This window comes from Pseudomonas sp. ANT_H12B, from assembly GCF_008369325.1.
Taxonomy (GTDB): domain Bacteria; phylum Pseudomonadota; class Gammaproteobacteria; order Pseudomonadales; family Pseudomonadaceae; genus Aquipseudomonas.
In genome coordinates this window covers 39,077-64,540 of record NZ_VOBI01000013.1, presented here as the reverse complement: position 1 = coordinate 64,540, position 25,464 = coordinate 39,077, and the positions used below count along the sequence as shown (strand labels likewise).

At 59.4% G+C, this 25,464-nt stretch carries 25 protein-coding genes; 10 read left to right on the top strand and 15 right to left on the bottom strand.

Features of this window, described 5'->3' with window-relative positions:
- Positions 1 to 290: 290 nt before the first annotated feature.
- From FQ185_RS20010 to glyQ, 4 genes are all read right to left on the bottom strand, one after another.
- A complete protein-coding gene (locus FQ185_RS20010; RefSeq protein ID WP_149418939.1) occupies positions 291 to 1,070 on the bottom strand; it encodes a 1-acyl-sn-glycerol-3-phosphate acyltransferase in 780 nt (259 codons plus the stop codon).
- Positions 1,071 to 1,153: 83 nt separating this feature from the next.
- A complete protein-coding gene (gene gmhB / locus FQ185_RS20005; protein WP_178113567.1) occupies positions 1,154 to 1,693 on the bottom strand; it encodes a D-glycero-beta-D-manno-heptose 1,7-bisphosphate 7-phosphatase in 540 nt (179 codons plus the stop codon).
- Positions 1,694 to 1,697: 4 nt separating this feature from the next.
- Complete coding sequence (glyS, locus tag FQ185_RS20000) at positions 1,698 to 3,752, bottom strand: glycine--tRNA ligase subunit beta (protein WP_149418937.1); 2,055 nt, start codon at positions 3,750 to 3,752, stop codon at positions 1,698 to 1,700.
- A complete protein-coding gene (gene glyQ, locus FQ185_RS19995; protein ID WP_008155694.1) occupies positions 3,749 to 4,702 on the bottom strand; it encodes a glycine--tRNA ligase subunit alpha in 954 nt (317 codons plus the stop codon). Before glyQ ends, glyS begins: the two co-directional genes overlap by 4 nt.
- 81 nt (positions 4,703 to 4,783) lie before the next feature.
- On the opposite strand from glyQ, the gene FQ185_RS19990 reads away from it, so the two are divergent.
- Positions 4,784 to 5,341: a DNA-3-methyladenine glycosylase I gene (locus FQ185_RS19990; protein ID WP_149418936.1), complete on the top strand. Its 558-nt coding sequence runs from the start codon at positions 4,784 to 4,786 to the stop codon at positions 5,339 to 5,341.
- 40 nt (positions 5,342 to 5,381) lie between these two features.
- On the top strand, positions 5,382 to 6,269 hold the full coding sequence (locus FQ185_RS19985; RefSeq protein ID WP_149418935.1) for a lysophospholipid acyltransferase: 888 nt from the start codon (positions 5,382 to 5,384) through the stop codon (positions 6,267 to 6,269).
- Between the two features lie 125 nt (positions 6,270 to 6,394).
- On the opposite strand, the gene FQ185_RS19980 is transcribed toward FQ185_RS19985, so the two are convergent.
- The 5 genes from FQ185_RS19980 to def all read right to left on the bottom strand — a co-directional run bounded on the left by FQ185_RS19980 (position 6,395) and on the right by def (position 11,115).
- Entirely contained in the window at positions 6,395 to 6,709 is a 315-nt protein-coding gene (locus FQ185_RS19980; protein WP_095943024.1) for a tetratricopeptide repeat protein, read from the bottom strand.
- A gap of 180 nt (positions 6,710 to 6,889) precedes the next feature.
- Entirely contained in the window at positions 6,890 to 8,263 is a 1,374-nt protein-coding gene (gene trkA / locus FQ185_RS19975) for a Trk system potassium transporter TrkA (RefSeq protein ID WP_149418934.1), read from the bottom strand.
- A gap of 21 nt (positions 8,264 to 8,284) precedes the next feature.
- A complete protein-coding gene (rsmB, locus tag FQ185_RS19970) occupies positions 8,285 to 9,595 on the bottom strand; it encodes a 16S rRNA (cytosine(967)-C(5))-methyltransferase RsmB (RefSeq protein WP_149418933.1) in 1,311 nt (436 codons plus the stop codon).
- Positions 9,592 to 10,551 (bottom strand): methionyl-tRNA formyltransferase, encoded by a 960-nt coding sequence (gene fmt / locus FQ185_RS19965; RefSeq protein WP_149418932.1) that lies wholly within the window; start codon positions 10,549 to 10,551, stop codon positions 9,592 to 9,594. Before fmt ends, rsmB begins: the two co-directional genes overlap by 4 nt.
- A gap of 57 nt (positions 10,552 to 10,608) precedes the next feature.
- Entirely contained in the window at positions 10,609 to 11,115 is a 507-nt protein-coding gene (def, locus tag FQ185_RS19960; RefSeq protein WP_046056612.1) for a peptide deformylase, read from the bottom strand.
- 171 nt (positions 11,116 to 11,286) lie between these two features.
- On the opposite strand from def, the gene FQ185_RS19955 reads away from it, so the two are divergent.
- From FQ185_RS19955 to FQ185_RS19945, 3 genes are all read left to right on the top strand, one after another.
- The gene (locus FQ185_RS19955; protein WP_149418931.1) at positions 11,287 to 12,312 is read left to right on the top strand and encodes a LysM peptidoglycan-binding domain-containing protein; all 1,026 of its coding nucleotides are present in this window, start codon (positions 11,287 to 11,289) and stop codon (positions 12,310 to 12,312) included.
- Between the two features lie 80 nt (positions 12,313 to 12,392).
- Positions 12,393 to 13,499, top strand: coding sequence for a DNA-processing protein DprA (dprA, locus tag FQ185_RS19950; RefSeq protein WP_149418930.1), 1,107 nt, complete (start codon positions 12,393 to 12,395; stop codon positions 13,497 to 13,499).
- Positions 13,500 to 13,554: 55 nt separating this feature from the next.
- Entirely contained in the window at positions 13,555 to 14,112 is a 558-nt protein-coding gene (locus tag FQ185_RS19945; protein ID WP_149418929.1) for an L-threonylcarbamoyladenylate synthase, read from the top strand.
- A gap of 41 nt (positions 14,113 to 14,153) precedes the next feature.
- Here the strand turns inward: FQ185_RS19945 and FQ185_RS19940 are convergent, their stop codons facing one another.
- The gene (locus tag FQ185_RS19940; protein ID WP_149418928.1) at positions 14,154 to 15,131 is read right to left on the bottom strand and encodes an NADPH:quinone reductase; all 978 of its coding nucleotides are present in this window, start codon (positions 15,129 to 15,131) and stop codon (positions 14,154 to 14,156) included.
- 163 nt (positions 15,132 to 15,294) lie between these two features.
- Between FQ185_RS19940 and hemF the strand changes: the two genes are divergently transcribed.
- Together hemF and aroE are read left to right on the top strand one after the other, a co-directional pair.
- On the top strand, positions 15,295 to 16,209 hold the full coding sequence (hemF, locus tag FQ185_RS19935; protein ID WP_149418927.1) for an oxygen-dependent coproporphyrinogen oxidase: 915 nt from the start codon (positions 15,295 to 15,297) through the stop codon (positions 16,207 to 16,209).
- A 13-nt stretch (positions 16,210 to 16,222) separates the two neighbouring features.
- Positions 16,223 to 17,044 carry a shikimate dehydrogenase gene (gene aroE / locus FQ185_RS19930; protein ID WP_149418926.1) on the top strand — a complete coding sequence of 274 codons (822 nt, stop codon included), beginning with the start codon at positions 16,223 to 16,225 and terminating at the stop codon, positions 17,042 to 17,044.
- A gap of 119 nt (positions 17,045 to 17,163) precedes the next feature.
- Here the strand turns inward: aroE and FQ185_RS19925 are convergent, their stop codons facing one another.
- From FQ185_RS19925 to betC, 3 genes are all read right to left on the bottom strand, one after another.
- Positions 17,164 to 18,732 (bottom strand): SulP family inorganic anion transporter, encoded by a 1,569-nt coding sequence (locus FQ185_RS19925; RefSeq protein WP_149418925.1) that lies wholly within the window; start codon positions 18,730 to 18,732, stop codon positions 17,164 to 17,166.
- Positions 18,733 to 18,831: 99 nt separating this feature from the next.
- Positions 18,832 to 19,752 carry a choline ABC transporter substrate-binding protein gene (choX, locus tag FQ185_RS19920; RefSeq protein WP_149418924.1) on the bottom strand — a complete coding sequence of 307 codons (921 nt, stop codon included), beginning with the start codon at positions 19,750 to 19,752 and terminating at the stop codon, positions 18,832 to 18,834.
- Between the two features lie 16 nt (positions 19,753 to 19,768).
- Positions 19,769 to 21,283: a choline-sulfatase gene (betC, locus tag FQ185_RS19915; RefSeq protein WP_149418923.1), complete on the bottom strand. Its 1,515-nt coding sequence runs from the start codon at positions 21,281 to 21,283 to the stop codon at positions 19,769 to 19,771.
- 114 nt (positions 21,284 to 21,397) lie between these two features.
- Between betC and FQ185_RS19910 the strand changes: the two genes are divergently transcribed.
- Positions 21,398 to 22,348: a LysR family transcriptional regulator gene (locus tag FQ185_RS19910; protein WP_149418922.1), complete on the top strand. Its 951-nt coding sequence runs from the start codon at positions 21,398 to 21,400 to the stop codon at positions 22,346 to 22,348.
- On the opposite strand, the gene FQ185_RS19905 is transcribed toward FQ185_RS19910, so the two are convergent.
- The gene (locus tag FQ185_RS19905; protein ID WP_149418921.1) at positions 22,341 to 23,006 is read right to left on the bottom strand and encodes an NAD(P)-dependent oxidoreductase; all 666 of its coding nucleotides are present in this window, start codon (positions 23,004 to 23,006) and stop codon (positions 22,341 to 22,343) included. The two genes, FQ185_RS19910 and FQ185_RS19905, sit on opposite strands and share 8 nt — an antisense overlap.
- Positions 23,007 to 23,089: 83 nt before the next feature.
- On the opposite strand from FQ185_RS19905, the gene FQ185_RS19900 reads away from it, so the two are divergent.
- On the top strand, positions 23,090 to 23,416 hold the full coding sequence (locus tag FQ185_RS19900) for a DOPA 4,5-dioxygenase family protein (RefSeq protein ID WP_149418920.1): 327 nt from the start codon (positions 23,090 to 23,092) through the stop codon (positions 23,414 to 23,416).
- On the opposite strand, the gene FQ185_RS19895 is transcribed toward FQ185_RS19900, so the two are convergent.
- Positions 23,417 to 23,818 (bottom strand): GFA family protein, encoded by a 402-nt coding sequence (locus FQ185_RS19895; protein WP_149418919.1) that lies wholly within the window; start codon positions 23,816 to 23,818, stop codon positions 23,417 to 23,419.
- A gap of 320 nt (positions 23,819 to 24,138) precedes the next feature.
- On the opposite strand from FQ185_RS19895, the gene FQ185_RS19890 reads away from it, so the two are divergent.
- Positions 24,139 to 25,446, top strand: coding sequence for a CitMHS family transporter (locus FQ185_RS19890; RefSeq protein WP_149418918.1), 1,308 nt, complete (start codon positions 24,139 to 24,141; stop codon positions 25,444 to 25,446).
- Positions 25,447 to 25,464 lie beyond the last annotated feature (18 nt).

The following is a 25,464-nucleotide window of genomic DNA, read 5'->3' as shown; positions in this document are numbered from 1 at the left end:
GTCGACACCAGCGAACCTGCCAAACGAAAAAGGCCAACGCTCAGCGTTGGCCTTTTTTATTTCTGCGATTCTGTGAAAGCAGCCCCCACGGGTCCTTCGTGCGAAGCCTGAAACCTAGCAAACCCGGGCATAAAAAAACCGGCTATATCAGCCGGTTTTTTTGCGTCCGGAAAAACTTATGCACCTTTTTCGGTGTTTTATGAATTTATGAAATATGTATAAAAATCATAGACCTACAAACTAAATCCGACGTTTTTCAGGAAAACGGTACACAGGTTATCCACAAAATCTCAGACAGCCATTTGATCCGACGAAGTCGGGGCTGCCGGGGCGGCTGGAAGCGACCCCATTTCCCGTTGCATCTGCTCGTTCCAGGCTTGAACCCGGTCGTTCAGTTCGGCAACGGCTCGCGGCCCGCTCCCTTCGGCATACATCGGCGCGCCGATGATCACGGTGATGACGCCCTGCTTCTTCGCCCAACCGGTTTTCGGCCAAAACTTGCCGGCATTGTGCGCAATCGGCAGCACTGGAAGTGCGGCGTTGACCGCCAACGCGGTACCACCGCGTGAGAACTTGCCGATAGTTCCGTAGGGAACGCGAGTTCCTTCCGGAAAGATCAGCACCCAGACGCCATCTTTGAGCAGCTCATCGCCCTTCTTCGCCACATGCTTGAGCGCGGCTTTCGGATTATCGCGGTCAATCGCGATGGGCCGCAGCATGGCCATGGCCCAGCCGAAGAACGGAACGTAGAGCAGCTCGCGCTTGAGCACCTGGCTCAAGGGCTGGAAATACGCGGAGAGAAAAAAAGTCTCCCAGGTACTTTGGTGGTTCGACTGAATCACGCAGGGTTGGTCCGGCACATTCTCGGCGCCTTTGATTTCATAACTGATGCCCAGAAAGACTTTGCTCAGCCACAAGGCGCAGCGGCACCAGTACACATTGATGAAGCGATAACGCGCCTTGAAGGGCAGAAAAGGCGCGATAAAAAAACTCAGGCTGCACCAGAGCAAAGACGTGGTGCCCAGTAGCAGGTAAAAGAGGAAGGTTCTGATGGCCTGCATTATCGACATGGCAACGTTTACCGTTGCGGGCATTGCCCGCCTGTTTAAAGCGCACTCCCGATCAATCCTTGGCCAGGAATATCAGAAGCACTCTAATTGTGGATAAGTTCTGCGGCGATCGCCGCCAGATCGTCAAAAATCAAGGTGCCCACCGGTAGGGTTTTGCCCAAAGTCTTTTCGCCTTTCCCGGTCTTTACTAAAACTGGCTGAGAATCGACGGCTTTGGCGGCTTCCAGGTCACCAAGGGTATCGCCGACAAACCAAACATTGGTCAGCGATACGTTGTAATGGGCGGCGATGGTTTTCAACATCCCGGGTTTTGGCTTGCGGCAATCGCAGCCATCGTCCGGCCCGTGCGGGCAATAGACGATCAGCCCGACTTCACCGCCCTGCTCCGCCACGAGCGAGCGCAAGCGCTCGTGCATGGCATCCAGGGTGGCAATGTCGTAATAGCCGCGAGCGATGCCCGACTGGTTGGTAGCCACCGCTACCGTCCAGCCGGCCTTGCTCAACTGCGCGATGGCTTCGATCGAGCCCGGGAGCGCAATCCACTCCTCCACCGACTTGATGTAAGCGTCGGAGTCGTAATTGATCACCCCGTCCCGATCGAGAATCAGCAGTTTCAACAGCAGCCCCTCAACCCAGCAGCGAAATGTCGGCGACGCCGAGGAACAAGCCACGCAAACGCGCCAGCAGCGCGTAACGGTTGGCGCGGACCTTGGCATCTTCAGCGTTGACCATCACCGCTTCGAAGAACGCATCCACCGGCTCGCGCAAGGCAGCCAGGCGTGCCAGCGATTCGCTGTACTGACGCGCAGCGGCCATCGGCTGCACAGCCTGGTCAGCCTGCTGGATCGCCGAGTACAGGGAGAACTCGTTGGCATTGTCGAAGTATTTGGCTTCAACGACCGTAGGAATAGAGCCTTCGGCCTTGCTCAGCAAGTTCGATACGCGTTTGTTCACAGCGGCCAGGGCAGCGGCTTCCGGCAATTTGCGGAACGCCTCTACCGCTTGTACGCGCTGGTCGAAGTCCAGCGCCGAACCCGGTTTCAGGGCACGCACCGACAGGTAAGTCCCGACATCCACGCCTTCGTCTTCGTAACGGGCACGCAGACGGTCGAAGATGAACTCCAGCACCGAGTCGTTCAGGCCGGCAACCTTGACCTTGGTACCGAACGCATTCACGGCGAAAGCCACGGCGTCGTTCAGGTCGAGGTCGAGCTTCTTGTCGATCAGGATGCGCAACACGCCCAGCGCTGCACGGCGCAGCGCATACGGGTCTTTGCTACCGGTCGGCAGCATGCCGATGCCGAAAATCCCGACCAGCGTGTCGAGCTTGTCAGCGATGGCCACGGCCGCACCGGTCAGGGTGGTCGGCAGTTCAGCGCCAGCACCGCGCGGCATGTACTGCTCGTTCAGTGCCAGTGCGACTTCTTCCGGCTCGCCATCATTCAGGGCGTAGTAGTAACCGGCGACGCCTTGCATCTCCGGGAACTCCCCGACCATCTCAGTCGCCAGGTCGCACTTGGACAGCAGGCCTGCACGGGAAGCCCACGCGGCGTTACCGCCAATGCGTTGAGCGATGAATGCGGCGAGTTTGGAAACGCGCTCGGCCTTGTCGTAGACGCTGCCGAGTTTTTCCTGGAACACCACGTTTTGCAGGCGCAGGTTGAAGTCTTCGAGTTTCTGCTTCTTGTCTTGCTTGAAGAAGAACTCGGCGTCGGTCAGGCGTGGACGAACCACTTTCTCGTTACCGGCGATGATCTGCTGCGGGTCTTTGCTTTCGATGTTGGCCACGGTAATGAAACGTGGCAGCAACTTGCCGTCGGCATCCAGCAGGCAGAAGTACTTCTGATTGTCCTGCATGGTGGTGATCAGGGCTTCTTGCGGCACCTTGAGGAAACGCTCTTCGAACGAGCACACCAGCGGCACCGGCCATTCAACCAGCGCGGTCACTTCGTCGAGCAGCGCTGGCGGCACGATCGCCGTCCCTTCCTGCATCGTCGCCAGCTCTTCGACGCGCTTGCTGATCAGTTCGCGACGCTCGTTGGCATCGGCCAGTACGTAGGCAGCACGCAAGTCGGTCAGGTAGTTGGCCGGCGAAGTGATGCGCACGTTTTGCGGGTGGTGGAAGCGGTGACCACGGGAATCACGACCAGACTTCTGGGCGAGGATCGTGCAATCGATGACCTGGTCGCCGAGCAGCATCACCAGCCACTGGGTCGGGCGAACGAATTCTTCCTTGCGAGCACCCCAGCGCATGCGCTTGGGAATCGGCAGGTCGTTCAGGGAGTCTTCGACGATGGTCGACAACAGGCTCGCGGTCGGCTTGCCGGCGATGCTTTGGCTGTAGCGCAGTTTCGGGCCGCTCTGATCGATTTCGCTCAGGTCGACGCCGCACTTCTTGGCGAAGCCCAGTGCCGCTTGAGTCGGGTTGCCTTCGGCATCGAACGCGGCCTGACGTGGCGGGCCGTCGAGGTTGATGCTGCGATCCGGCTGCTGAGTGGCCAGATCGGTGATCAACACGGCCAGACGACGCGGTGCGGCGTAGACGGTTTTGGTCTCGTAATTCAGGCCAGCGGCTTGCAGGCCCTTGTCGATACCGGCCAGGAACGCGTCAGCCAGGGTGTTCAGGGCTTTGGGTGGCAGTTCTTCGGTGCCCAGTTCAACTAGAAAATCCAGAGCACTCATTGTGCAGCCTCCAGCTTAGCCAACACTTCATCACGCAGGTCCGGGGTCGCCATCGGGAAGCCCAGCTTGGCGCGAGCCAGCAGGTAGGCTTGCGCAACGGAACGCGCCAGGGTGCGCACTCGCAGAATGTATTGCTGACGCGCGGTTACCGAGATCGCCCGGCGCGCATCCAGCAGGTTGAACGTGTGGGAGGCCTTCAACACCATTTCGTAGCTCGGCAATGGCAGCGGCTGGTCGAGTTCGATCAGGCGCTTGGCTTCGCTTTCGTAGAAATCGAACAGTTCGAACAGCTTCTCGACGTTGGCGTGTTCGAAGTTGTAGGTCGACTGCTCCACTTCATTCTGGTGGAACACGTCGCCGTAAGTCACTTTGCCCATCGGGCCGTCAGCCCAAACCAGGTCGTAGACCGAGTCAACGCCTTGCAGGTACATGGCCAGACGCTCAAGACCGTAAGTGATCTCGCCGGTCACCGGGTAGCATTCGATGCCGCCCGCTTGCTGGAAGTAAGTGAACTGCGTCACTTCCATGCCGTTGAGCCAGACTTCCCAGCCCAGGCCCCAGGCGCCCAGTGTCGGCGATTCCCAGTTGTCTTCAACGAAGCGAATGTCGTGGACCAACGGGTCCAGGCCAACGTGCTTGAGGGAGCCCAGGTACAGTTCCTGGAAGTTGTCCGGGTTCGGCTTCAGGACTACCTGGAACTGGTAGTAGTGCTGCAGACGGTTCGGGTTTTCGCCGTAGCGGCCGTCAGTCGGGCGACGACTGGGCTGCACATAAGCGGCGTTCCAGGTTTCCGGGCCAATGGCGCGCAGGAATGTGGCGGTGTGGAAAGTGCCGGCGCCTACTTCCATATCGTAGGGCTGAAGTACCACACAACCTTGCTCGGCCCAGTATTGCTGGAGGGCGAGGATCAAGTCTTGGAAGGTACGCACGGCTGGCGTAGGCTGGCTCACGAAATTCACCTGTTTCTTGGGCTGCGATTTAAAGAGCGGGAGTATACCCGATTCGGTCCTGCGCACGCCCCCTGGAGCCTTATGCCACGCTGCTTTTGGTGTTCCGAAGATCCGTTGTACATGGCTTATCACGATCAGGAGTGGGGCACGCCGCTACGCGATGCGCAGGGATTGTTCGAGTTGCTTTTGCTCGAAGGGTTCCAGGCCGGCCTTTCTTGGATCACCGTGCTGCGTAAACGTGAGCACTATCGTCAGGTGATGTTCGGCTTCGACGTACAGCGCGTGGCGCAAATGAGCGACGCCGAAATCGATGAATTGATGCTCGATCCGGGGATTATCCGCAATCGTCTGAAACTCAACGCGGCCCGGCGCAATGCTCAGGCCTGGCTGGCGCTGGAGGATCCGGTGGGGTTTCTGTGGTCCTTCGTCGGAGGCGTTCCGCAGATCAATCATTTCAAGAATCGCACCGAAGTGCCGGCGGTTACGCCGGTCGCGGTGGAAATGAGCAAAGGCCTGAAAAAAGCCGGATTCACCTTCGTCGGTCCGACCATTTGCTACGCGCTGATGCAGGCCTCGGGCATGGTCATGGACCACACCCGAGATTGCGATCGTTACGCGACCTTGGCGAACGGCGGTTAGAATAGCCGCCTCGCGCACAGCACAAGATCAGGAGTGACCTGTGGATAAGTTGAAAGGCGCCTTGTTGGTAGGCGCTCTGCGGTTGTTTGCCTTGCTTCCGTGGCGGGCAGTACAAGCCGTGGGCGCAGCCATTGGCTGGGTCATGTGGAAAACCCCGAACCGTTCCCGCGACGTGGTGCGGATCAACCTCGCCAAGTGCTTCCCGGAAATGGACCCCGCTGAACGGGAGCGCCTGGTCGGTCAGAGCCTGAAAGACATCGGCAAGTCCCTCACTGAAAGCGCCTGTGCCTGGATCTGGCCAGCTCAGCGTTCGATCGATCTGGTGCGCGAAGTCGAAGGTCTGGACGTATTGAAGGACGCCCTCGCCTCCGGCAAAGGTGTCGTCGGCATCACCAGTCACTTGGGCAACTGGGAGGTGTTGAACCACTTCTATTGCAACCAGTGCAAACCGATCATCTTTTATCGTCCGCCAAAGCTCAAAGCTGTGGATGATTTGCTGCGCAAGCAGCGGGTGCAATTGGGCAACCGGGTGGCCGCTTCCACCAAGGAAGGCATCCTCAGCGTTATCAAGGAAGTGCGCAAAGGTGGTGCAGTGGGCATTCCCGCTGACCCGGAACCGTCCGAATCCGCCGGGATCTTTGTGCCGTTCTTCGCCACTCAGGCCCTGACCAGCAAATTCGTACCGAACATGCTCGCGGGCGGCAAAGCGGTCGGCGTGTTCCTGCATGCCCTGCGGCTGCCGGACGGTTCGGGTTACAAGGTGATCCTCGAAGCCGCGCCAGAAGCCATGTACAGCACCGATACCGAAACGTCCTGCGCGGCCATGAGCCAGGTGGTCGAGCGCTATGTGCGGGCGTATCCGAGCCAGTACATGTGGAGCATGAAGCGCTTCAAGAAGCGTCCGCCGGGTGAAGAGCGCTGGTACTGATGCTGGCTGTGGATAATTCCCGGTAAAAATCAAAAGATCGCAGGCTCCTACAAAGACGCGACGTGCACTCCGTAGGAGCTGCCGCAGGCTGCGATCTTTTGATCTTTGGCCTGAGTTGCCTCTGATCAGTGCGCCTGCCGCTCAAGCTTCTTCAGAAACACGGTCATTTCCTTCTCTGCCTGTTTGTCGCCATGGGCGCGGGCGGCTTCCAGGCCCTGTTCCCAGGCCTGACGCGCGGCCGCAAAATCCGCCAGCGCCAGATGGGCCTTGCCCAACAGCTTCCAGGCCGCTGAATACTTCGGATCAAATTCGACGCAGCGCTGGAAATGCTCGGCAGCCTTGGCGTTTTCCCCAAGATCCAGATAACCCTTGCCCAGCCCGAAGCGCAGCAATGAGTTATCCACACCCTTGGCGAGCATTTTTTCCAGGGATTCGATCATTGGGTGAACTCCTTCTAGAGGTGTGTCAGCTTCAAGATAGCCATCGCGAGCAGGCTCACTCCCACAGTAGTTCTTCAGTGAATACAGATCTTGTGTCCGGCAAAAAATCAACTGTGGGAGTGAGCCTGCTCCGGGCGGCGTTCCGACGATGAGGCCAGACCGGCCATCGCAGCTTCTGGATCAGAAGAAGCTGAGTCCCACATGGAACAACTTCTCCACATCCCGAATATGCTTTTTATCCACAAGGAACAGAATCACATGGTCGCCCGCCGCGATCACGGTGTCATCGTGGGCGATGATCACCTCTTCATCGCGAATGATCGCACCGATGGTGGTGCCCGGTGGCAAGCCGATGTTCTCGATGGATTTACCGATCACTTTGCTCGATTTCGCATCGCCGTGGGCAATCGCCTCGATGGCCTCCGCCGCCCCCCGGCGCAGAGAGTGAACACTGACGATATCGCCGCGACGCACGTGGGCCAGCAAGGTACCGATGGTCGCCAGTTGCGGGCTGATGGCAATGTCGATGTCGCCGCCCTGGATCAGGTCGACGTAAGCCGGGTTGTTGATGATCGTCATCACCTTCTTCGCGCCCAGGCGCTTGGCCAGCAGCGACGACATGATGTTGGCTTCGTCGTCGTTGGTCAGGGCCAGGAAAAGGTCGGCGTCGGCGATGTTCTCTTCCATTAGCAGATCCCGATCCGAAGCACTGCCCTGCAACACCACGGTGCTGTCGAGGGTGTCCGAGAGATGACGGCAGCGTGCCGGGTTCATCTCAATGATCTTCACTTGGTAACGGCTTTCGATGGCTTCGGCCAGACGCTCGCCGATTTGCCCGCCACCGGCGATGACGATGCGCTTGTAGCTCTCATCGAGGCGGCGCATTTCGCTCATCACCGCGCGAATATTCGCCTTGGCGGCGATGAAAAAGACTTCGTCATCTGCCTCGATCACCGTATCGCCCTGCGGCAGAATCGGTCGGTCACGCCGGAAAATCGCCGCGACGCGGGTTTCGACATTCGGCATGTGTTCGCGCAACTGGCGCAGTTGCTGACCCACCAGCGGGCCGCCGTAGTACGCCTTGACCGCCACCAATTGGGCTTTACCTTCGGCGAAGTCGATCACCTGCAAGGCGCCCGGATGCTGGATCAGGCGCTTGATGTAATTGGTGACCACTTGCTCCGGGCTGATCAGCACGTCCACCGGAATTGCTTCGTTGTCGAACAGGTCGGTGCGGGTCAGGTACGCGGCTTCGCGGACCCGGGCGATCTTGGTCGGCGTATGAAACAGGGTGTGGGCGACCTGGCAGGCAACCATGTTGGTTTCGTCACTGCTGGTGACTGCCACCAGCATGTCGGCGTCGTCCGCACCGGCCTGACGCAGCACGGTCGGGAGCGAGCCGCGGCCCTGTATCGTGCGGATATCCAGCCGATCGCCGAGGTCGCGCAGGCGTTCGCCGTCGGTGTCGACCACGGTGATGTCATTGGCCTCGCTGGCCAGGTGTTCCGCCAGCGAACCGCCGACCTGCCCTGCGCCGAGGATGATGATTTTCATCCAGTCACTCCTTAAAACCCATTAACCGCGTGCGGCGGCGATCTTGATCAACTTGGCGTAGTAGAACCCGTCGTGGCCGCCGTCCTGGGCCAGCAGTTGACGGCCATGAGGCTGTTTGATGCCGGCGACCGTTGCGAGGTCCAGTTCACGGGCGCCCGGTGTACGAGCGAGAAAGGCTTCAATGACTTCGGTGTTCTCGGTCGGCAGCGTGGAGCAGGTGGCGTAAAGCAGGATGCCGCCGACTTCCAGAGTTATCCACATGGCGTCGAGTAACTCTCCCTGAAGCACCGCCAGCGCGGTGATGTCGTCGGGTTGGCGAGTCAACTTGATGTCCGGGTGACGGCGGATGACGCCAGTCGCCGAGCACGGCGCGTCCAGCAGGATGCGCTGGAACGGTTTGCCGTCCCACCAGGTCGCTGTGTCGCGGCCGTCGGCAGCGATCAGTTCGGCGCTCAGGCCCAGGCGTGCGAGGTTCTCGCGCACTCGCACCAGACGCTTGGCTTCCAGATCCACCGCCACGACGCCAGCCAATTCAGGCTCGGTTTCAAGGATGTGGCAGGTCTTGCCGCCCGGTGCGCAGCAGGCGTCCAGCACCCGTTGGCCCGGCGCCAGGTCCAGCAGATCGGCGGCCAGTTGCGCGGCTTCGTCCTGCACGCTGATCCAGCCTTCGGCGAAACCCGGCAAGCTGCGCACGTCGGCAGCGGCTTGGAGAATGATGCCGTCCTGACTGTAAACACACGGCGTGGCGGCGATGCCGGCGTCGGTCAGCAACCCGAGATAAGCATCGCGGCTGTGATGACGACGGTTGACCCGCAAAATCATCGGCGGATGCGCGTTGTTCGCTGCGCAAATGGCTTCCCACTGCTCAGGCCAGAACGCTTTCAGGGATTTTTGCAGCCAGCGTGGATGGGCAGTGCGCACCACCGGGTCGTGTTCCAGCTCCGCCAGCAGCGCTTCGCTTTCACGCTGGGCGCGGCGCAACACGGCGTTGAGCAAGGCTTTGGCCCAGGGCTTTTTCAGTTTGTCGGCGCAACCGACGGTTTCACCGATGGCGGCGTGGGCCGGGACGCGGGTATAGAGCAATTGATAGAGACCCACCAGCAGCAACGCCTCGACATCGGCGTCCGCAGCCTTGAATGGTTTTTGCAGCAGCTTGGCCGCCAGCGCCGACAGACGCGGTTGCCAGCGAGCGGTGCCGAACGCCAGGTCCTGAGTGAAGCCGCGATCGCGGTCTTCGACTTTGTCCATTTGTGTCGGAAGAGAGCTGTTGAGTGAGGCTTTTCCGTTAAGAACAGCAGCCAGTGCCTTGGCGGCGGCCAGACGTGGATTCATTGAGCGTCCGCCGTTTGACCTAGGACGGTGCCGACGGCGAATTTCTCACGACGGCTGTTGAACAAGTCGCTGAAGTTCAGCGCCTTGCCGCCGGGCAATTGCAGACGGGTCAGACACAGGGCTTGCTCACCGCAGGCGACGATCAAACCCTCCTTGCTGGCGCTGAGGATTTCACCCGGATTGCCCTGCTCTTCAGCGATGCTCGCGGCGAGCACTTTCAGCGCTTCACCGTTCAGCGTGCTGTGGGTAATCGGCCACGGGTTGAAGGCGCGAACCAGACGTTCCAGTTCAACCGCCGGGCGGCTCCAGTCGATACGCGCTTCGTCCTTGTTCAATTTGTGAGCATAAGTGGCGAGGCTGTCGTCCTGCACTTCGCCTTCCAGCGTGCCCGTAGCGAGGCCGGTAATCGCCTGAATCACCGCTGGCGGACCCATTTGCGCCAGACGGTCGTGGAGGCTGCCGCCGGTGTCTTCAGCGGTGATCGGCGTGGTGACTTTCAGCAGCATTGGTCCAGTGTCGAGGCCCAGTTCCATGCGCATGACGGTCACGCCGCTTTCGCTGTCGCCCGCTTCGACGGCGCGCTGGATCGGCGCCGCACCGCGCCAGCGTGGCAGCAAGGAGGCGTGGCTGTTGATGCAACCCAGGCGCGGAATATCCAGCACCACTTGCGGCAGGATCAGACCGTAGGCGACCACCACCAGCAAATCCGGCTTTAGCGCGGCCAGTTCAGCCTGGGCGTCTTCGTTGCGCAGCGTCGGCGGTTGCAACACCGGGATGTTGTTTTCCAGCGCCAACTGCTTGACCGGACTTGGCATCAACTTTTGCCCGCGACCCGCCGGACGGTCCGGTTGGGTGTAGACCGCGACGATCTCGTAAGGGCTGTCGAGCAGGGCCTTGAGGTGTTCGGCGGCGAATTCCGGGGTGCCGGCAAAGACGATGCGCAGTGGCTCAGTCATGGGAGCAATCTCTGAAAAGAAAAAGGCTTGCCGCAGCAAGCCTTTGAAAGGAGGGCATCAAGCGTTCTGGCGATGGAGCTTTTCCAGTTTCTTCTTGATTCGGTCGCGTTTTAGATTAGACAGGTAGTCGACGAACAATTTGCCGTTCAGGTGGTCGCATTCATGCTGGATGCACACCGCGAGCAGGCCTTCGGCGATCAGTTCGTAAGGCTGGCCGTCGCGGTCCAGGGCCTTGATTTTGACCTTCTGCGGGCGATCGACGTTTTCGTAGAAGCCCGGCACAGAGAGGCAGCCTTCCTGATACTGCTCCATCTCGTCGGTCAGGGTTTCGAACTCGGGGTTGATGAACACCCGTGGTTCGCTGCGGTCTTCGGAGAGGTCCATCACGACGATACGTTTGTGCACGTTGACCTGGGTCGCGGCGAGGCCGATGCCTGGCGCTTCATACATTGTTTCAAACATGTCATCGACCAACTGACGCACTTCGTCGTCCACTACGGCCACAGGTTTGGCGATAGTGCGCAGGCGCGAGTCGGGAAATTCGAGGATGTCTAAAATGGCCATAAGCTTATTTGCTGCACGTGTGAGGTAAAGTCGGGTCGATGGCCTGACGTGTCCGAAGATGCAGGCTACCGTTGTAAAACGTAGCTCCCTTTTCTTCATAAACAAATGGGGGAGCGAGCCACGGGGGCTCTGGCGTTCTACGCGAATGCACATAATAAAGGGATTCACCGCATGAGGAAATCACTACTCGCCTTGCTCCTTCTGGCCTCGGCCGGTTTTGCGCACGGGCAAGTGCAACTCAAGGAAGGTTTTCCACAGCAATACACCGTGGTAACGGGCGACACACTCTGGGACATATCGAGAAAATTCCTCCGTGAGCCGTGGAAATGGCCGGAGCTATGGCAGGCCAATCCACAGATCGAAAACCCCAATCTCATCTATCCCGGCGACTTGCTGTCGCTGGTCTACGTCAATGGCCAGCCGCGTCTGACCCTCAATCGCGGGGCTTCCAGGGGCACCATCAAGCTTTCGCCACGGGTGCGCAGTTCGCCGGTTGCCGATGCGATCCCAAGCATTCCGCTGCAAGCGATCAACAGCTTTTTGCTGAGCAATCGCATCGTCGACAAGGTTGAGGATTTCGACAAGGCGCCTTACATCGTCGCCGGTGATGCCGAAAGAGTGCTCAGCGGCACGGGGGATCGCATCTTCGCTCGTGGCCACTTCGACCCGGCTCAGCCGGTCTACGGCATCTTCCGTCAGGGCAAGGTCTACACCGATCCGCAGAGCAAGGAGTTTTTGGGGATCAATGCCGACGACATTGGCGGCGGCGAGATTGTTGCCACCGAAGGTGACGTCGCTACGTTGGCCCTGCAACGCACGACTCAGGAAGTGCGACTCGGCGATCGGCTGTTCAGTGGCGAAGAGCGATCGATCAACTCGACCTTCATGCCCAGCGCACCGAAGAGCGAGATCGACGGCTTGATCATCGATGTGCCACGCGGGGTTACCCAGATTGGCGCGCTGGATGTGGTCACCCTGAACAAGGGCCAACGTGATGGTCTGGTCGAAGGCAACGTGTTGGTGGTGATGAAAACCGGCGAAACCGTGCGTGATCGAATCACTGGCCAGCCGTTGAAAATCCCTGATGAACGCGCCGGTTTACTGATGGTGTTTCGTACCTACGACAAGCTCAGCTACGGGCTGGTGCTCAACGCATCGCGCTCCTTGGCGGTGATGGACAAGGTGCGAAATCCGTAAGCCTGCTCCACAAGTTACCAACAGAGTTATCCACAGCTTATTCCCGTTTGAACGGGGCTCATAACGATCAAGGATGATCCATGTCGCTGTCTACCGTCACACCGGTTTCCCCTGCGGAACTGGAAGCTCGTTTACGTCTGCATCGCTTGCCGGATCTCGGCCCTGCGCGATTCAAGAAATTGCTTGAGGCCTTCGGTTCGGCGTCCAAAGCCATCAGCGCCCCCGCCAGCGCCTGGCGTTCGCTGGGTCTGCCATTTGCTTGTGCGGAGGCCAGGCGCTCCAATGAAATCCGTGACGGCGCGAGCCACGCATTGGCCTGGTTAGAGCGTCCGGGTCAGCATTTGCTGATGTGGGACCAGCCTGAGTACCCAGCGCTGCTGGCGGAAATCAGTGATGCGCCGCCGCTTTTATTCGTTGCGGGCGATCCAGGCATCCTGGAAAAACCGCAGCTGGCGATGGTTGGCAGCCGTCGCGCTTCACGGCCGGGTATGGACACCGCCGCCGCATTTTCGCGAAGTTTGGCCGGCGCCGGTTTTGTCATTACCAGCGGTCTGGCCCTGGGCATTGATGCCGCTGCGCACCAGGCAGCGCTGGACGTTGGCGGGCGAACGGTAGGGGTACTTGGCACGGGCCTTGAAAAGTTTTATCCACAGCGCAACCGTCGGCTGGCGGACGCCATGATCGCCTCGGGCAGCGCGGTGCTTTCGGAGTTCCCGCTGGACGCCGGCCCGAGCGCCAGCAACTTCCCCCGGCGCAATCGAATCATCAGCGGTTTATCCCTCGGCGTGCTGGTGGTTGAGGCCAGCGTCGCCAGCGGTTCATTGATCACCGCGAGACTGGCGGCGGAGCAAGGTCGCGAGGTGTATGCGATCCCGGGATCGATCCATCATCCCGGCGCGCGCGGTTGCCATCAGTTGATCCGCGATGGCGCGGTGCTGGTGGAAACCATCGAACACATCCTCGAAGCCTTGCGCGGCTGGCAACAGTTGCCGTTATCCACAGAGGCGTCGTCAATTGCGGTGTCTCATCCTTTGCTCATGTTGCTTCACGCGGCACCGCATACCAGTGAGGCTTTGGCACAAGGCAGCGGCTGGACCTTGCCGAAAGTGCTGGCAGCGTTGACTGAACTGGAAATGGAAGGCCGGGCGGTCTGCGAAAGCGGGCGCTGGTTTGCACGGGTGAGCTAGGTTTTATAAGGAAGATCGGTAAACTGCGCAGAGCCTTATTCCGGAGAGTTTTTTCATGGTCAACAGTTGGCGTGTGCAACAAGCCGCACGAGCCATTCGCGCAGGCGCGGTGATTGCCTACCCAACCGAAGCGGTCTGGGGCCTGGGTTGCGATCCGTGGGACGAAGAGGCGGTCTATCGTCTGCTGGCGATCAAGGGGCGGTCGGTGGAAAAAGGGTTGATCCTGGTGGCCGACAACATTCGCCAGTTCGACTTCCTCTTCGAAGACTTCCCGGAATTGTGGATGGATCGCATGGCCAGCACCTGGCCAGGACCGAACACCTGGCTGGTGCCGCATCAGAATATGTTGCCGCAGTGGATTACCGGTGTGCATGAAACGGTGGCATTGCGGGTCAGCGATCATCCGCAGGTGCGGGATTTGTGTGCGTTGGTGGGGCCGTTGGTGTCGACTTCCGCCAACCCTCAGGGCAGGCCGGCGGCGCGGACGCGGATTCGTGTCGAGCAGTATTTCCGTGGGCAGGTCGATATGGTGTTGGGCGGTAACCTCGGTGGGCGCAAGAACCCCAGCGTGATTCGCGATCTGGCGACCGGCAAGGTTTTGCGCCCGGACTAGCACAAGATCGTTCCCACGCAGAGCGTGGGAACGATCAGTGTTCAGGGCAACAGAATCGTCGAGCCAGTCGTACGCCGCGCCGACAACTCAGTCTGCGCCTTCGCCGCTTCGGCCAATGGATATTTCTGGCTGATGTCCACCTTCAGCTTGCCGCTGATGATCATTTCGAAGAGTTCATCCGCCATGCGCTGCAGGTTTTCGGCGTTGTTGGCGTAGGTCGCGAGCGTCGGCCGGGTCACATACAGCGAACCCTTCGCCGAAAGAATCCCCAGGTTCACGCCATCCACTGCGCCGGACGCATTGCCGAAACTCACGACCAACCCGCGTGGCGAAACGCTATCGAGCGAAGTCACCCAGGTGTCCTTGCCGACGCCGTCGTACACCACCGGGACTTTTTTGCCGTCAGTCAATTCCAGTACGCGTTGTGCGACATTTTCATGGCTGTAATCGATGGTTGCCCAAGCGCCGTTAGCCTTGGCCAGTGCGGCTTTCTCGGGGGAACTGACCGTGCCGATCAGCTTTACACCCAAGGCCTTGGCCCATTGGCAGGCCAGGGAGCCGACACCACCGGCTGCGGCGTGGAACAGAATGGTTTCACCACCCTTGAGTTCATAAGTCTGACGCAGCAGGTACTGCACGGTCAGGCCTTTGAGCATCACACCGGCAGCCTGTTCGAAACTGATGGCGTCCGGCAAATGCACCAGATTAGCCTCCGGCAATACGTGGACGTCGCTGTAGGCGCCCAACGGACCGCTGCCATAAGCCACGCGATCGCCAACCTTGAACCGGGTGACTTCGCTGCCCACCGCCTCGACCACCCCCGCGCCTTCTGAGCCCAGACCCGATGGCAGGGCCGGGAGTGGATAAAGGCCGCTTCGGTAATAGGTGTCGATGAAGTTCAGGCCGATGGCCTTGTTGGCCACGCGCACCTGCTGCGGGCCCGGTTCGGCGGGTTGGTAATCCGCATATTCGAGTACTTCGGGGCCGCCATGGGCACGGAACTGGATACGCTTAGCCATCTGCCTACTCCTTGGTTCGTTTGCGAAGCTCCCTATCGAACTCCTAAGCTTGACCTTCGTCAACTGCGAAGGGTCGACCTGCGATGTTATGCTACGCGCCCATTTGCGCCGGCCCCTGCTCCAAGGGAGCGCCGCGTAGCTTTGCCCGATTCAAGGTGATGACATGACAACCCGCACCGAGGCCGTAAAAGCCTACCTGCTCGACCTGCAAGACCGCATTTGCGCGGCCCTCGAAGCTGAAGACGGCGGCACGCAGTTCGTCGAAGACGCCTGGACCCGGCCTGCCGGCGGTGGCGGTCGCACCCGGGTGATCGAAAACGGCTTGGTGATCGAAAAGGGCGGCGTCAACTTTTCCCACGTCTTTGGCAGCGGACTCCCACCGTCCGCCAGCGCGCATCGGCCGGAACTGGCCGGGCGTGGTTTCGAAGCCTTGGGCGTGTCGCTGGTGATTCACCCGCACAATCCGCATGTGCCGACTTCCCACGCCAACGTGCGATTTTTCATCGCTGAAAAAGAAGGTGAAGAACCGGTCTGGTGGTTCGGCGGCGGCTTCGACCTGACCCCTTACTACGGCAACGTCGAGGATTGCGTGCACTGGCACCGGATCGCCGAGCAGGCCTGCGCGCCGTTTGGCCCGGATGTCTACTCGCGCTACAAAGCCTGGTGCGACAGCTACTTCCACATCAAGCATCGCCACGAACCACGGGGCATCGGCGGTCTGTTTTTCGATGACTTGAACGAGTGGGACTTCGACACTAGCTTCGCTTTCATGCGCGCCATCGGGGATGCGTTTATCGAAGCGTATCTGCCGATTGTGCAGCGTCGCAAAAATACTGCGTTCACCGCCAAGCAGCGTGAGTTCCAGGAATTCCGCCGTGGCCGCTACGTTGAATTCAATCTGGTCTACGACCGCGGCACGCTGTTCGGCCTGCAATCGGGCGGACGTACCGAGTCGATCCTCATGTCCCTGCCGCCGCAAGTACGCTGGGGATACGACTGGAAAGCCGAGCCCGGCAGTGAAGAAGCGCGCCTGACCGAGTATTTCCTGCAAGACCGCGATTGGTTGGCCAAGGCCTGAACGAGGAGTTCTGATGGACCGTTACGTCGTATTCGGTAACCCGATCGGCCACAGCAAATCGCCGCTGATCCATCGTTTGTTCGCCGAGCAGACTGCTCAGCAATTGGACTACAGCACTTCGCTGGCGCCGCTCGACGATTTTTCCGACTTTGCGCGGGCGTTTTTCCGTGAAGGTCGCGGTGCGAACGTGACAGTACCGTTCAAGGAAGAGGCCTACCGCCTGGCGAACAGTCTGACGGCGCGGGCCCAGCGGGCCGGTGCAGTGAACACGCTGAGCAAACTGGCCGACGGCAGTTTGCTGGGCGACAACACCGATGGTGCCGGGCTGGTGCGGGACCTCACGGTGAACGCCGGTTTCAGCCTCAAGGGCAAACGCATCCTGCTGCTCGGTGCCGGCGGCGCGGTGCGCGGTGCGCTGGAACCCTTGCTGGCCGAGCAACCGGCGTCGGTCATTATCGCCAACCGTACGCTGGAAAAAGCCGAACTGCTGGCGGAGTTGTTCGCTGATCTGGGGCCGGTGTCGGCCAGCGGTTTTGACTGGCTGCAGGAGTCTGTGGACCTGATCATCAACGCCACGTCCGCCAGTTTGTCAGGCCATATACCGCCGATTGCCAGCAGCTTGATCGAGCCGGGCAAGACGGTTTGCTACGACATGATGTATGGCAAGGAACCGACCTCATTCTGCCGCTGGGCCAGTGAACACGGTGCAGCGGTATCGATGGACGGTTTGGGGATGCTGGCCGAGCAGGCGGCCGAGGCCTTCTATCTTTGGCGTGGTGTGCGACCGGATACGGCGCCGGTACTTGCCGAGCTGCGTCGGCAGTTGGCCCTTTAAAAGCATCGCGGGCAAGCCCGCTCCCACAGTAGATCCTCAGTGAACACAGATTTTGTGAACGACGAAAATCCAGTGTGGGAGCGGGTTTGCTCGCGAATGGCAGCGACACCGATTTCGGACTAATCCTCAAACCGGATCGGACATTTCTCCGCGCCTTCCAGCTTGCGCAACTCCTCCACCACCTGTGGCCGCGCCCGCCGCAGGGTCAGGCTGCGATCCTGGCGCAGTAGCCGTCGTGCTTCCTGGTGCAGCATCTCCACACCCGAATAGTCGATGAAGTTGATCTGTTGCGCCTCGATCACCACGCGCGCGCCATGCATGCGTTGCAGACGTACTTGCAAATAATGGCTGGCGCCGAAAAAGATCGAACCACCGACCCGCAGAATATCCTCCTCCCCTTCGCGCCAATGCTGCACTCGCGGTTGCGAGGTGCGTTTGAGGTAGAAGAACAGGGAAGCCAGCACGCCGGCATAGATCGCCGTCTGCAATTCCAGCAACAGTGTGGCGACGCAGGTCAGCGCCATGACCAGGAACTCGGCGCGGCTGACCCGTAATAACGCACGAATGCCGCGATGATCCACCAATCCCCAGGCGATCAACAGAATGCTGCCGGCCATGGCCGGGATGGGAATGTGCGCGATCAATGTCGCGCCAAAAATGGCGAACAGTGCCACCCATAACGCCGAGAAAACGCCGGCCAGAGGCGAGCAGGCACCCGCTTCGTAGCTAAGACCGGAGCGGGTGAAAGAACCGGCCGACAGTGAGCCGGAAAAAAACGCACCGACAATATTCGATAAACCCTGGGCGCGGACTTCCTGGTTTGCATCAAGCAATTGTTGCGAGCGCGCCGACAAGGAACGGGCAATCGACAGACTCGTCACCAGCCCAAGCATGCCTACCGCCACTGCGCTGGGCAGCAAACGCAGGATCAGATCCACGTCCAGCGGCAGCGGACTGAAGGGCGGCAGGCGCCCGACAAACGCGCTGACCAACTTCACATGGCCGAACATTGACGGCCAGAACCACACCAGCAGTCCGCTCAGCACTAAGGTGATCAATAGCGTTGGCCAGCGTGGCAGTAGCAATTTGAGGATCACGCCCACCACGACCGTCGCCAGGCCCAGCACCAGTGAAGGTTTGTCCACTGTGCCGAGATGACTCAAGAGCATCATCAAGCTGTTCAGCGCCGTTGCCTGATAGGGCAAGTCCAGCCCCAGCAGGTTTGGCAGTTGGCCGATGGCAATTACCACCGCTGCGCCGAGGGTGAAGCCCAGCACCACCGAGTGAGAAACGAAATTCACCAACGCGCCAAAACGCAGCAGACCGAGCAGCCATTGGAAAATGCCGGCGAGTAGTGTCAGAAGCAGGATCAGCGTGATGTAGTCCTGCGACGCGGGGACCGCCAGAGGACTGACGCTGGCGTACAGGACAATGGAAATGGCCGCGGTCGGACCGCAGATCAGGTGCCACGACGAACCCCAGAGGCAGGCGATCAACACCGGAATAATCGCAGCGTACAAGCCGTATTCCGGTGGGAGACCGGCGATCAAGGCGTAGGCAATGGATTGCGGTAACGCGAGAATTGCACCGCTCAGACCGACGATAAGGTCACGACCGACACTGGCGCGCGTCTGCCGGGGCAACCAGCTGAGGAAGGGAAAGAGTGAATGGCGGCTGGGGAAGGCCATGGGTCCTCTCGGGTGGGATTTTGCGCAAGGGTAGCAGGACCGGCCAAAGATCGTTCCCACACGGAGCGTGGGAACGATCAAAACGATCAGCGGCGAGCGTTAGAGCTTGGCTTTGACCGCCGTCAGCGCATCTTTCCCATCCACTGTCTTCACGCCATCCAGCCATTTATCCAGCACCGCCGGATTGGCCTTGATCCACGCCTTGGCCGCGTCAGCATTGCTGACTTTCTTGTTCACCACCTCAGCCATGATGCTGTTCTCCATCTCCTGGGTAAAACTGAGGTTGGTGAGCAGCTTGCCAACGTTCGGGCAGGCCTGTGCATAACCTTTGCGGGTGAGTGTATAAACGCTGCCGGTATCGCCGAAATACTTCTCGCCGCCCTTCAGGTAATGCATCTTCAGCTGAACGTTCATCGGGTGCGGAGTCCAGCCGAGGAAAGTGACAAATTTCTGCTTCTTCACCGCGCGAGACACTTCGGCCAGCATCGCCTGTTCGCTGGACTCGACCAGTTTCCACTGACCCATCTCGAAGTCATTCTTCTTGATGATTTCCTGCAAGGAAATGTTTGCAGGAGCGCCGGAGCCGATGCCGTAGATCTTTTTGTCGAACTTGTCGGCGAATTTATTCAGGTCGGAAAAGTTACGCACACCCGCGTCCCAGACGTAGTCCGGGACCGCCAGGGTGAATTCGGTGCCGTCGAGGTTCTTCGCCAGTTGAGTGACATCGCCAGTGGCCACGAACTTGTCATAGAAGCCCTGCTGCGCCGGCATCCAGTTACCCAAAAACACATCTACCTGACCATCCTTGAGCCCGCCAAAGGTAATCGGCACCGCCAAGGTGTCCACTTTGGCCTTGTAGCCCATGCCGTCCAGCAGAAACCCGGTGATGGCGTTGGTCGCGGCGATGTCACTCCAGCCTGGGTCGGCCATTTTCACCGTCTCGCAACTCTGATCGGCATACGCCGATGCACTGCCCAGGGCTAGCACCCCGACCGTCAGTACTGTGGATAACTTACGCATGGCATTCCCCTTAACATTATTGGTTTTGGCAGGGTTGTGGATAACGTGCTTTGCGCTCCAGATCGTCGAGGTCGATGTGGTTGCGCATGTACTGCTGACTGGCGTCCACCAGCGGCTGGTGATCCCAGCTCTTCAGCTTGCCGAGAGTCAGTGCGTCGGCGACGAATCGCCGGCGGCGCTGGCTCGCGAGCACCTGTTGGTGAATGGCCGGGATATCCCATTTGGCCCGTGCTTCGCTCAGAAATTCCTCGAACAGTTGCTGATGTTGTGGCGACTGGCTGAGTTCTTCCTGCTCGCGCGGGTCGTTGTGTACATCGAAGAGTAGGCAAGGGTCGTCTTCGCTGTAGATGAATTTGTAGGCGCCGCGGCGAATCATCATCAGCGGGCTGATGGTGCCTTCGGCCATGTACTCGCCGAAAACTTCGTCATGACCGCCCTGCCCTTGCAGATGCGACACCAGCGAGCGACCGTCCAGCGGCAAGCCCGGTTCCAGGGAACCTCCGGCCAGTTCCACAAAAGTCGGCAGCAGGTCGGCGGTAGACACAGCCGCACTGACCCGACCGGCGCCGAACTGTCCTGGCGCACTTATCAACAGCGGGACTCGCGCGGCCATTTCGTACCAATGCATTTTGTACCAGAGCCCACGCTCGCCAAGCATGTCGCCGTGATCGCCGGAGAACACAATAATGGTGTCGTCGATCAGCCCGGTTTCCTCGAGTGTTTGCAGGAGTTTGCCGACGTTACTGTCGATATAGCTGCATGCACCGAAGTAAGCACGGCGAGCATCGCGAATCTTATCCACAGGCAGCGGTTTGTCCCACAAGTCATAAACCTTGAGCAAACGTTGAGCGTGCGGATCAAGTTCGGACTGGTCCGGGGTTTCGGGCATCGGGATGTCGGCGTCGTCATACATATCCCAGAAAGCTTTGGGAATTGTGTACGGGTCGTGTGGGTGAGTCATCGAAACGGTCAGGCAGAACGGCTGATCGCCATCCTCACGGATGTGGTCGAACAGGTATTGCTGGGCCTTGAATACAACCTCTTCGTCGAAATCCAGCTGATTGGTACGTACGCACGGCCCGGCTTGCAGCACTGACGACATATTGTGATACCAAGTTGGACGCACGTCTGGCTCATCCCAGTTCACTGACCAGCCGTAGTCGGCCGGGTAAATATCGCTGGTCAGGCGTTCTTCATAGCCGTGGAGCTGATCAGGACCACAGAAATGCATCTTGCCTGACAGCGCGGTGCGGTAGCCGAGTCGTCGTAGGTAGTGGGCATAAGTCGGTACATCGGCGGGAAAATCGGCCGCGTTGTCGTAGGCGCCGATCTTGCTCGGCAACTGACCGCTGACCAAGGTAAATCGCGATGGTGCGCACAATGGGCTATTGCAATAAGCAGCATCGAACACCACGCCTTCGGCGGCGAGGCGGCTCAGATTAGGCAATTTGATGGGCGAAGGGCCGTAAAACGGCAACATTGGCGCGGCCATTTGATCGGCCATGATGAAAAGAATATTTTTGCGCTTCATGTGATCGCGGCATTCCATAGTGAATATTTATGCGAGAGTGCTGCGATCGAGCATGTAGCCCATACACTTTGTGGTAAAGCCCATGCCAAGCAATGACTAGGATAAGCACAGCTTATGTATGACGCCCTTGGTGATTTGTCTCTGGATTTGCTGCGTGCCTTCGAAGTGGCGGCCCGTCAGCGCAGCTTCACTGCCGCCGCCGTGGAGCTCGGCACGACGCAGCCGGCGATCAGTCAGCAGATCAAGCGGCTGGAAGAGCAGCTCGACACACGGTTGTTCGATCGCATCTATCGCGGTATCGAACTGACCGAGGCCGGAACGATTCTTTTCGAGCAAGTTCAACTAGGTTTGCAGAATATCGACGCAGGATTAAGCGCAATCAGTGCACAACATCAGCATGAAGTGCTGCAGGTCGCTACCGACTTCGCCTTCGCCGCGTATTGGCTGATGCCACGCCTGCACCGCTTTCATGCCGCCAACCCTCAGGTTGATGTGAGCCTGGTCACCAGCGAACGCAGCCTCAACATGCTGCGCACCGATATCGATGTAGCGATATTGTTCGGCGATGGCCGCTTCAAACAGGGCGAGAGCCATTGGCTGTTCAGCGAAGAAGTGTTTCCGGTTTGCAGTCCACTGCTATTGAAGGATCGTCCGCTGCCCATGCCGGCCCAGGCATTGCTGGAATTTCCGCTGCTACACCTGCGAGGTGAAAACAGCAGCAACTGGTTTGACTGGAGCGGTGTATTTCGCGAACTGGGGATTACTTCCGCGCCCGCGCCGGGGCAATTGCGCTTCGACAATTACACGCTGCTGATTCAAGCGGCGATTGGTGGCCAAGGCGTGGCGATTGGATGGCGCCACCTTGTGGATAACTTGCTGGCACAAGGTTTGTTGTGCCGGCCGATCGCGGACACGGTGATTTCCAGGCTGGGTTATTACGTGGTCTTGCCCCAACGCAAACGGCGCGGAGCATTGATTCAACAGTTTGTGGACTGGTTGATGGCCGAGCAGGCCAGCAGCGCACAATCGCTGAACGGCCTGTCGCTGCCGTCTATTGCTATCTAGCGTCGGTCGCGACGAAGGTCACGTGTTCGCCGACATGCAGGTTCAACTGTAATTCATCGGCAATTCCCACCGCCACCCGACTCAACCGTTCAATCGGTTGGGCCAGACCCGGCTCAAGGCTGCTGCTGACCTGGCTGAAGTGTTCGATGGTCAGCCCCGGCGTAGCGCGTGGCGCATTCACCATTGTCCAGTGCAAGAGGCTGCTTTGCAGGGCCTCGCGGATTTCTTCGGCGGCATGGCGTTGCAGTTGATCTTCAATCTCCGGATCGTCCAGGACCTCGAAATCTCCGACCAGAAACAGCCGGACAATCCCTGAGGCCTGCATGCCATCAATCAGAGCATCCACCGCCAGCACTTGCTCGACCGGGCCGGGCACGATGGCTTTTTCCACGTGCTCGCTGTTCATCGGCAACCCGGGTGCATCCAGCAGACAGATCACCGCCGAACACCCGGCGACGCTCTGCTTGACCCGTTTGGCGTCGAACAAATCACCGGTCTTGGTCCGCAATCCCGGGCGCGGTGCGAGCGCCGTCAGGTCATCGAGAATTGCGATCACTTCATGTTGACGCCGCAGCATTTCAGCCATCAGCGCACTGCCCAGGCTACTCATGGCACCATAGAGCACCACTTTCACCACGGGGGTTTCGGCGTTTTTCATCGCTGAGTTCCTTGTTTCCTACCTATATGGCGTGTGACCTGTAGGAAACGGTGAGGGTTCTACCGGTTTTTCGAGAGGTTCACATGCAGCAGATCACCGGCTACCACGCCCATGTCTATTTCGACGCCAGCACGATCGACCAGGCACGGTCTTTGTGTGAGCAGGCGGCGCAATTATTCCCGTTGAAGATGGGGCGCGTGCATGAGCGCCCGGTGGGGCCGCACCCGGACTGGAGCTGCCAATTGGCCTTCGAGCCGCAACACATTGGCGACGTGCTGCCGTGGTTGGCGCTCAATCGCCAAGGATTGGTGGTGTTCCTGCACCCGGACACCGGCGACGATCTGCTTGACCACACCGAGCATGCGATCTGGATGGGCGCGATTCGACCGCTGAATCTGTCTGTTTTTTGATCAGAGTGTTTCTTCCGGCTCACCGGGCAATTGCTCGTCCAGGTGCAGCCAGGGGAGGCGGCTGTCAGTCCAGATGTGTCGTTCGGCTGGGGCCTGTTCGGGATGATCGAGGGTGGCGATGGTCACGTCGATGCTTTCGGGGCTGAGGCGAGTCACCAACGCCAACTGCGCCCCACAACTTGGACAGAAATACCTTACGCAGGTAGATGAAGAGTCGTACTGCGCGGGTATCCCCTTCACCCATTCGAACGCTGGCGCGGGCACGGTGATCCAGGTGGTCACAATCCCGCCACTGACCCGTCGGCAAATCGAACAATGACAATGGGCGATGTCGTGCAACGGCGCGTTGAATTGATAGCGCAGATGTCCGCAGTGGCAGCCGCCCGTATGCATTCCGTCCATTTTTTTTACCTCCTGCCCCGTATTCCGGGACTTTAAACCCGTCCGACGACCGGTTGCACATCGGGTCAATGCTTTTATCCGCGAAAGCTGGGTGAAAGCTTCCGCGATTAGGATCGCCTCACTGCCGGCAACAGACCGGTTGGCCAAAGCGAGTGTTTGATTGCTCGCACGGTCCATTTAACAACAACAATGGTGATCCTGATGTCCCTTACTACCCGCCGCTTCGCTGTCACTCCGCCCGTATCTCTCGTGCTTCCCGTTCTGCGCTGACCCCACCCGGTTCGCCCATTCCTTAGCCGCGCTATGCCTGGAGTATTCCCATGCTGACTTTCCTTGGCTTTGCCATGGTCATCACGTTCATGTTCCTGATCATGACCAAGCGCCTGTCCGCGCTGATCGCTCTGATCGTCATCCCGATCGTGTTCGCCCTGTTCGGCGGTTTTGCGCCGAAGATCGGTCCGATGATGCTCGAAGGCATCACCAAGCTTGCACCGACCGGTGTGATGCTGATGTTCGCCATTCTTTACTTCGCCCTGATGATCGACTCCGGCCTGTTCGACCCGGCTGTGCGCAAGATCCTCAAACTGGTCAAAGGCGACCCGTTGAAAGTTTCGGTCGGCACCGCCGTATTGGCGCTCGTCGTTTCCCTCGATGGTGACGGCGCGACCACTTATATGATCTGCGTGGCCGCCATGCTGCCGCTCTACAGCCGCATCGGCATGAGCCCGCGGATCATGGCTGGCCTGATCATCCTCGCCGGTGGCGTCATGAACATGACCCCATGGGGTGGCCCGACCGCCCGTGCGGCCAGTGCGCTGCATGTGGATCCGTCCGATATCTTCGTACCGATGGTTCCTGCGATGTTGGCCGGCGTGGTCGCAATCCTGGCGATTGCCTACTTCTACGGTAAACGCGAGCGCGCTCGTCTGGGCGAATTGCACCTGGTCGGTGATGAAATCGACCACAGCGAAATCAGCGTTTCCCAGTTCCCTGACGCCCGTCGTCCGAAGCTGATCTGGTTCAACGGCGCCCTCACGCTGGCGTTGATGTGCACCCTGATTGCTGGTCTGTTGCCGCTGCCCGTGCTGTTCATGGTGGCTTTCAGTATCGCGATGATCGTCAACTACCCGTGCCTGCAACAGCAGAAGGATCGCATTGCGGCCCATTCCGGTAGCGTGCTGGCGGTGGTCGGTCTGATCTTTGCCGCGGGTATCTTCACCGGCATCCTGTCGGGCACCGGTATGGTCGACGCCATGTCGAAAAGCCTGCTGGCGGTGATCCCCGATTTCCTCGGCCCGTACCTGGCCGTGATCACGGCGCTGGTGAGCATGCCGTTCACCTTCTTCATGTCCAACGATGCATTTTATTACGGCGTGTTGCCGGTACTTGCCGAAGCGGCCAGTCACTACGGTATAACCGCAGTTGAAATGGCACGTGCCTCGATCGTCGGTCAGCCCGTCCACTTGTTGAGCCCGCTGGTACCATCGACGTATCTGTTGGTGGCGCTGGCCGGTATCGAATTTGGTGATCACCAGCGCTTTACGCTGAAGTGGGCAGTGCTGGTTTGCCTGTGCATACTGGTCGCCGCATTGCTGATGGGGATTTTTCCGCTGTTCAGCACTCTATAAGCCCAAGACTCACCATGA

Excerpts from the sequence above, each read along its gene's own strand:
- fmt (WP_149418932.1), bottom strand. The coding sequence starts at position 10,551 with ATGACTGAGCCACTGCGCATCGTCTTTGCCGGCACCCCGGAATTCGCC.
- FQ185_RS19945 (WP_149418929.1), top strand. The coding sequence starts at position 13,555 with ATGGTCAACAGTTGGCGTGTGCAACAAGCCGCACGAGCCATTCGCGCA.
- rsmB (WP_149418933.1), bottom strand. The coding sequence starts at position 9,595 with ATGAATCCACGTCTGGCCGCCGCCAAGGCACTGGCTGCTGTTCTTAAC.
- hemF (WP_149418927.1), top strand. The coding sequence starts at position 15,295 with ATGACAACCCGCACCGAGGCCGTAAAAGCCTACCTGCTCGACCTGCAA.
- glyS (WP_149418937.1), bottom strand. The coding sequence starts at position 3,752 with ATGAGTGCTCTGGATTTTCTAGTTGAACTGGGCACCGAAGAACTGCCA.
- def (WP_046056612.1), bottom strand. The coding sequence starts at position 11,115 with ATGGCCATTTTAGACATCCTCGAATTTCCCGACTCGCGCCTGCGCACT.
- FQ185_RS19910 (WP_149418922.1), top strand. The coding sequence starts at position 21,398 with ATGTATGACGCCCTTGGTGATTTGTCTCTGGATTTGCTGCGTGCCTTC.
- FQ185_RS19905 (WP_149418921.1), bottom strand. The coding sequence starts at position 23,006 with ATGAAAAACGCCGAAACCCCCGTGGTGAAAGTGGTGCTCTATGGTGCC.
- FQ185_RS19980 (WP_095943024.1), bottom strand. The coding sequence starts at position 6,709 with ATGATCGAATCCCTGGAAAAAATGCTCGCCAAGGGTGTGGATAACTCA.
- FQ185_RS19940 (WP_149418928.1), bottom strand. The coding sequence starts at position 15,131 with ATGGCTAAGCGTATCCAGTTCCGTGCCCATGGCGGCCCCGAAGTACTC.
- FQ185_RS19990 (WP_149418936.1), top strand. The coding sequence starts at position 4,784 with ATGCCACGCTGCTTTTGGTGTTCCGAAGATCCGTTGTACATGGCTTAT.
- choX (WP_149418924.1), bottom strand. The coding sequence starts at position 19,752 with ATGCGTAAGTTATCCACAGTACTGACGGTCGGGGTGCTAGCCCTGGGC.
- FQ185_RS19955 (WP_149418931.1), top strand. The coding sequence starts at position 11,287 with ATGAGGAAATCACTACTCGCCTTGCTCCTTCTGGCCTCGGCCGGTTTT.
- FQ185_RS20010 (WP_149418939.1), bottom strand. The coding sequence starts at position 1,070 with ATGTCGATAATGCAGGCCATCAGAACCTTCCTCTTTTACCTGCTACTG.
- betC (WP_149418923.1), bottom strand. The coding sequence starts at position 21,283 with ATGAAGCGCAAAAATATTCTTTTCATCATGGCCGATCAAATGGCCGCG.
- aroE (WP_149418926.1), top strand. The coding sequence starts at position 16,223 with ATGGACCGTTACGTCGTATTCGGTAACCCGATCGGCCACAGCAAATCG.
- dprA (WP_149418930.1), top strand. The coding sequence starts at position 12,393 with ATGTCGCTGTCTACCGTCACACCGGTTTCCCCTGCGGAACTGGAAGCT.
- FQ185_RS19895 (WP_149418919.1), bottom strand. The coding sequence starts at position 23,818 with ATGGACGGAATGCATACGGGCGGCTGCCACTGCGGACATCTGCGCTAT.
- FQ185_RS19890 (WP_149418918.1), top strand. The coding sequence starts at position 24,139 with ATGCTGACTTTCCTTGGCTTTGCCATGGTCATCACGTTCATGTTCCTG.
- trkA (WP_149418934.1), bottom strand. The coding sequence starts at position 8,263 with ATGAAAATCATCATCCTCGGCGCAGGGCAGGTCGGCGGTTCGCTGGCG.
- FQ185_RS19925 (WP_149418925.1), bottom strand. The coding sequence starts at position 18,732 with ATGGCCTTCCCCAGCCGCCATTCACTCTTTCCCTTCCTCAGCTGGTTG.
- FQ185_RS19900 (WP_149418920.1), top strand. The coding sequence starts at position 23,090 with ATGCAGCAGATCACCGGCTACCACGCCCATGTCTATTTCGACGCCAGC.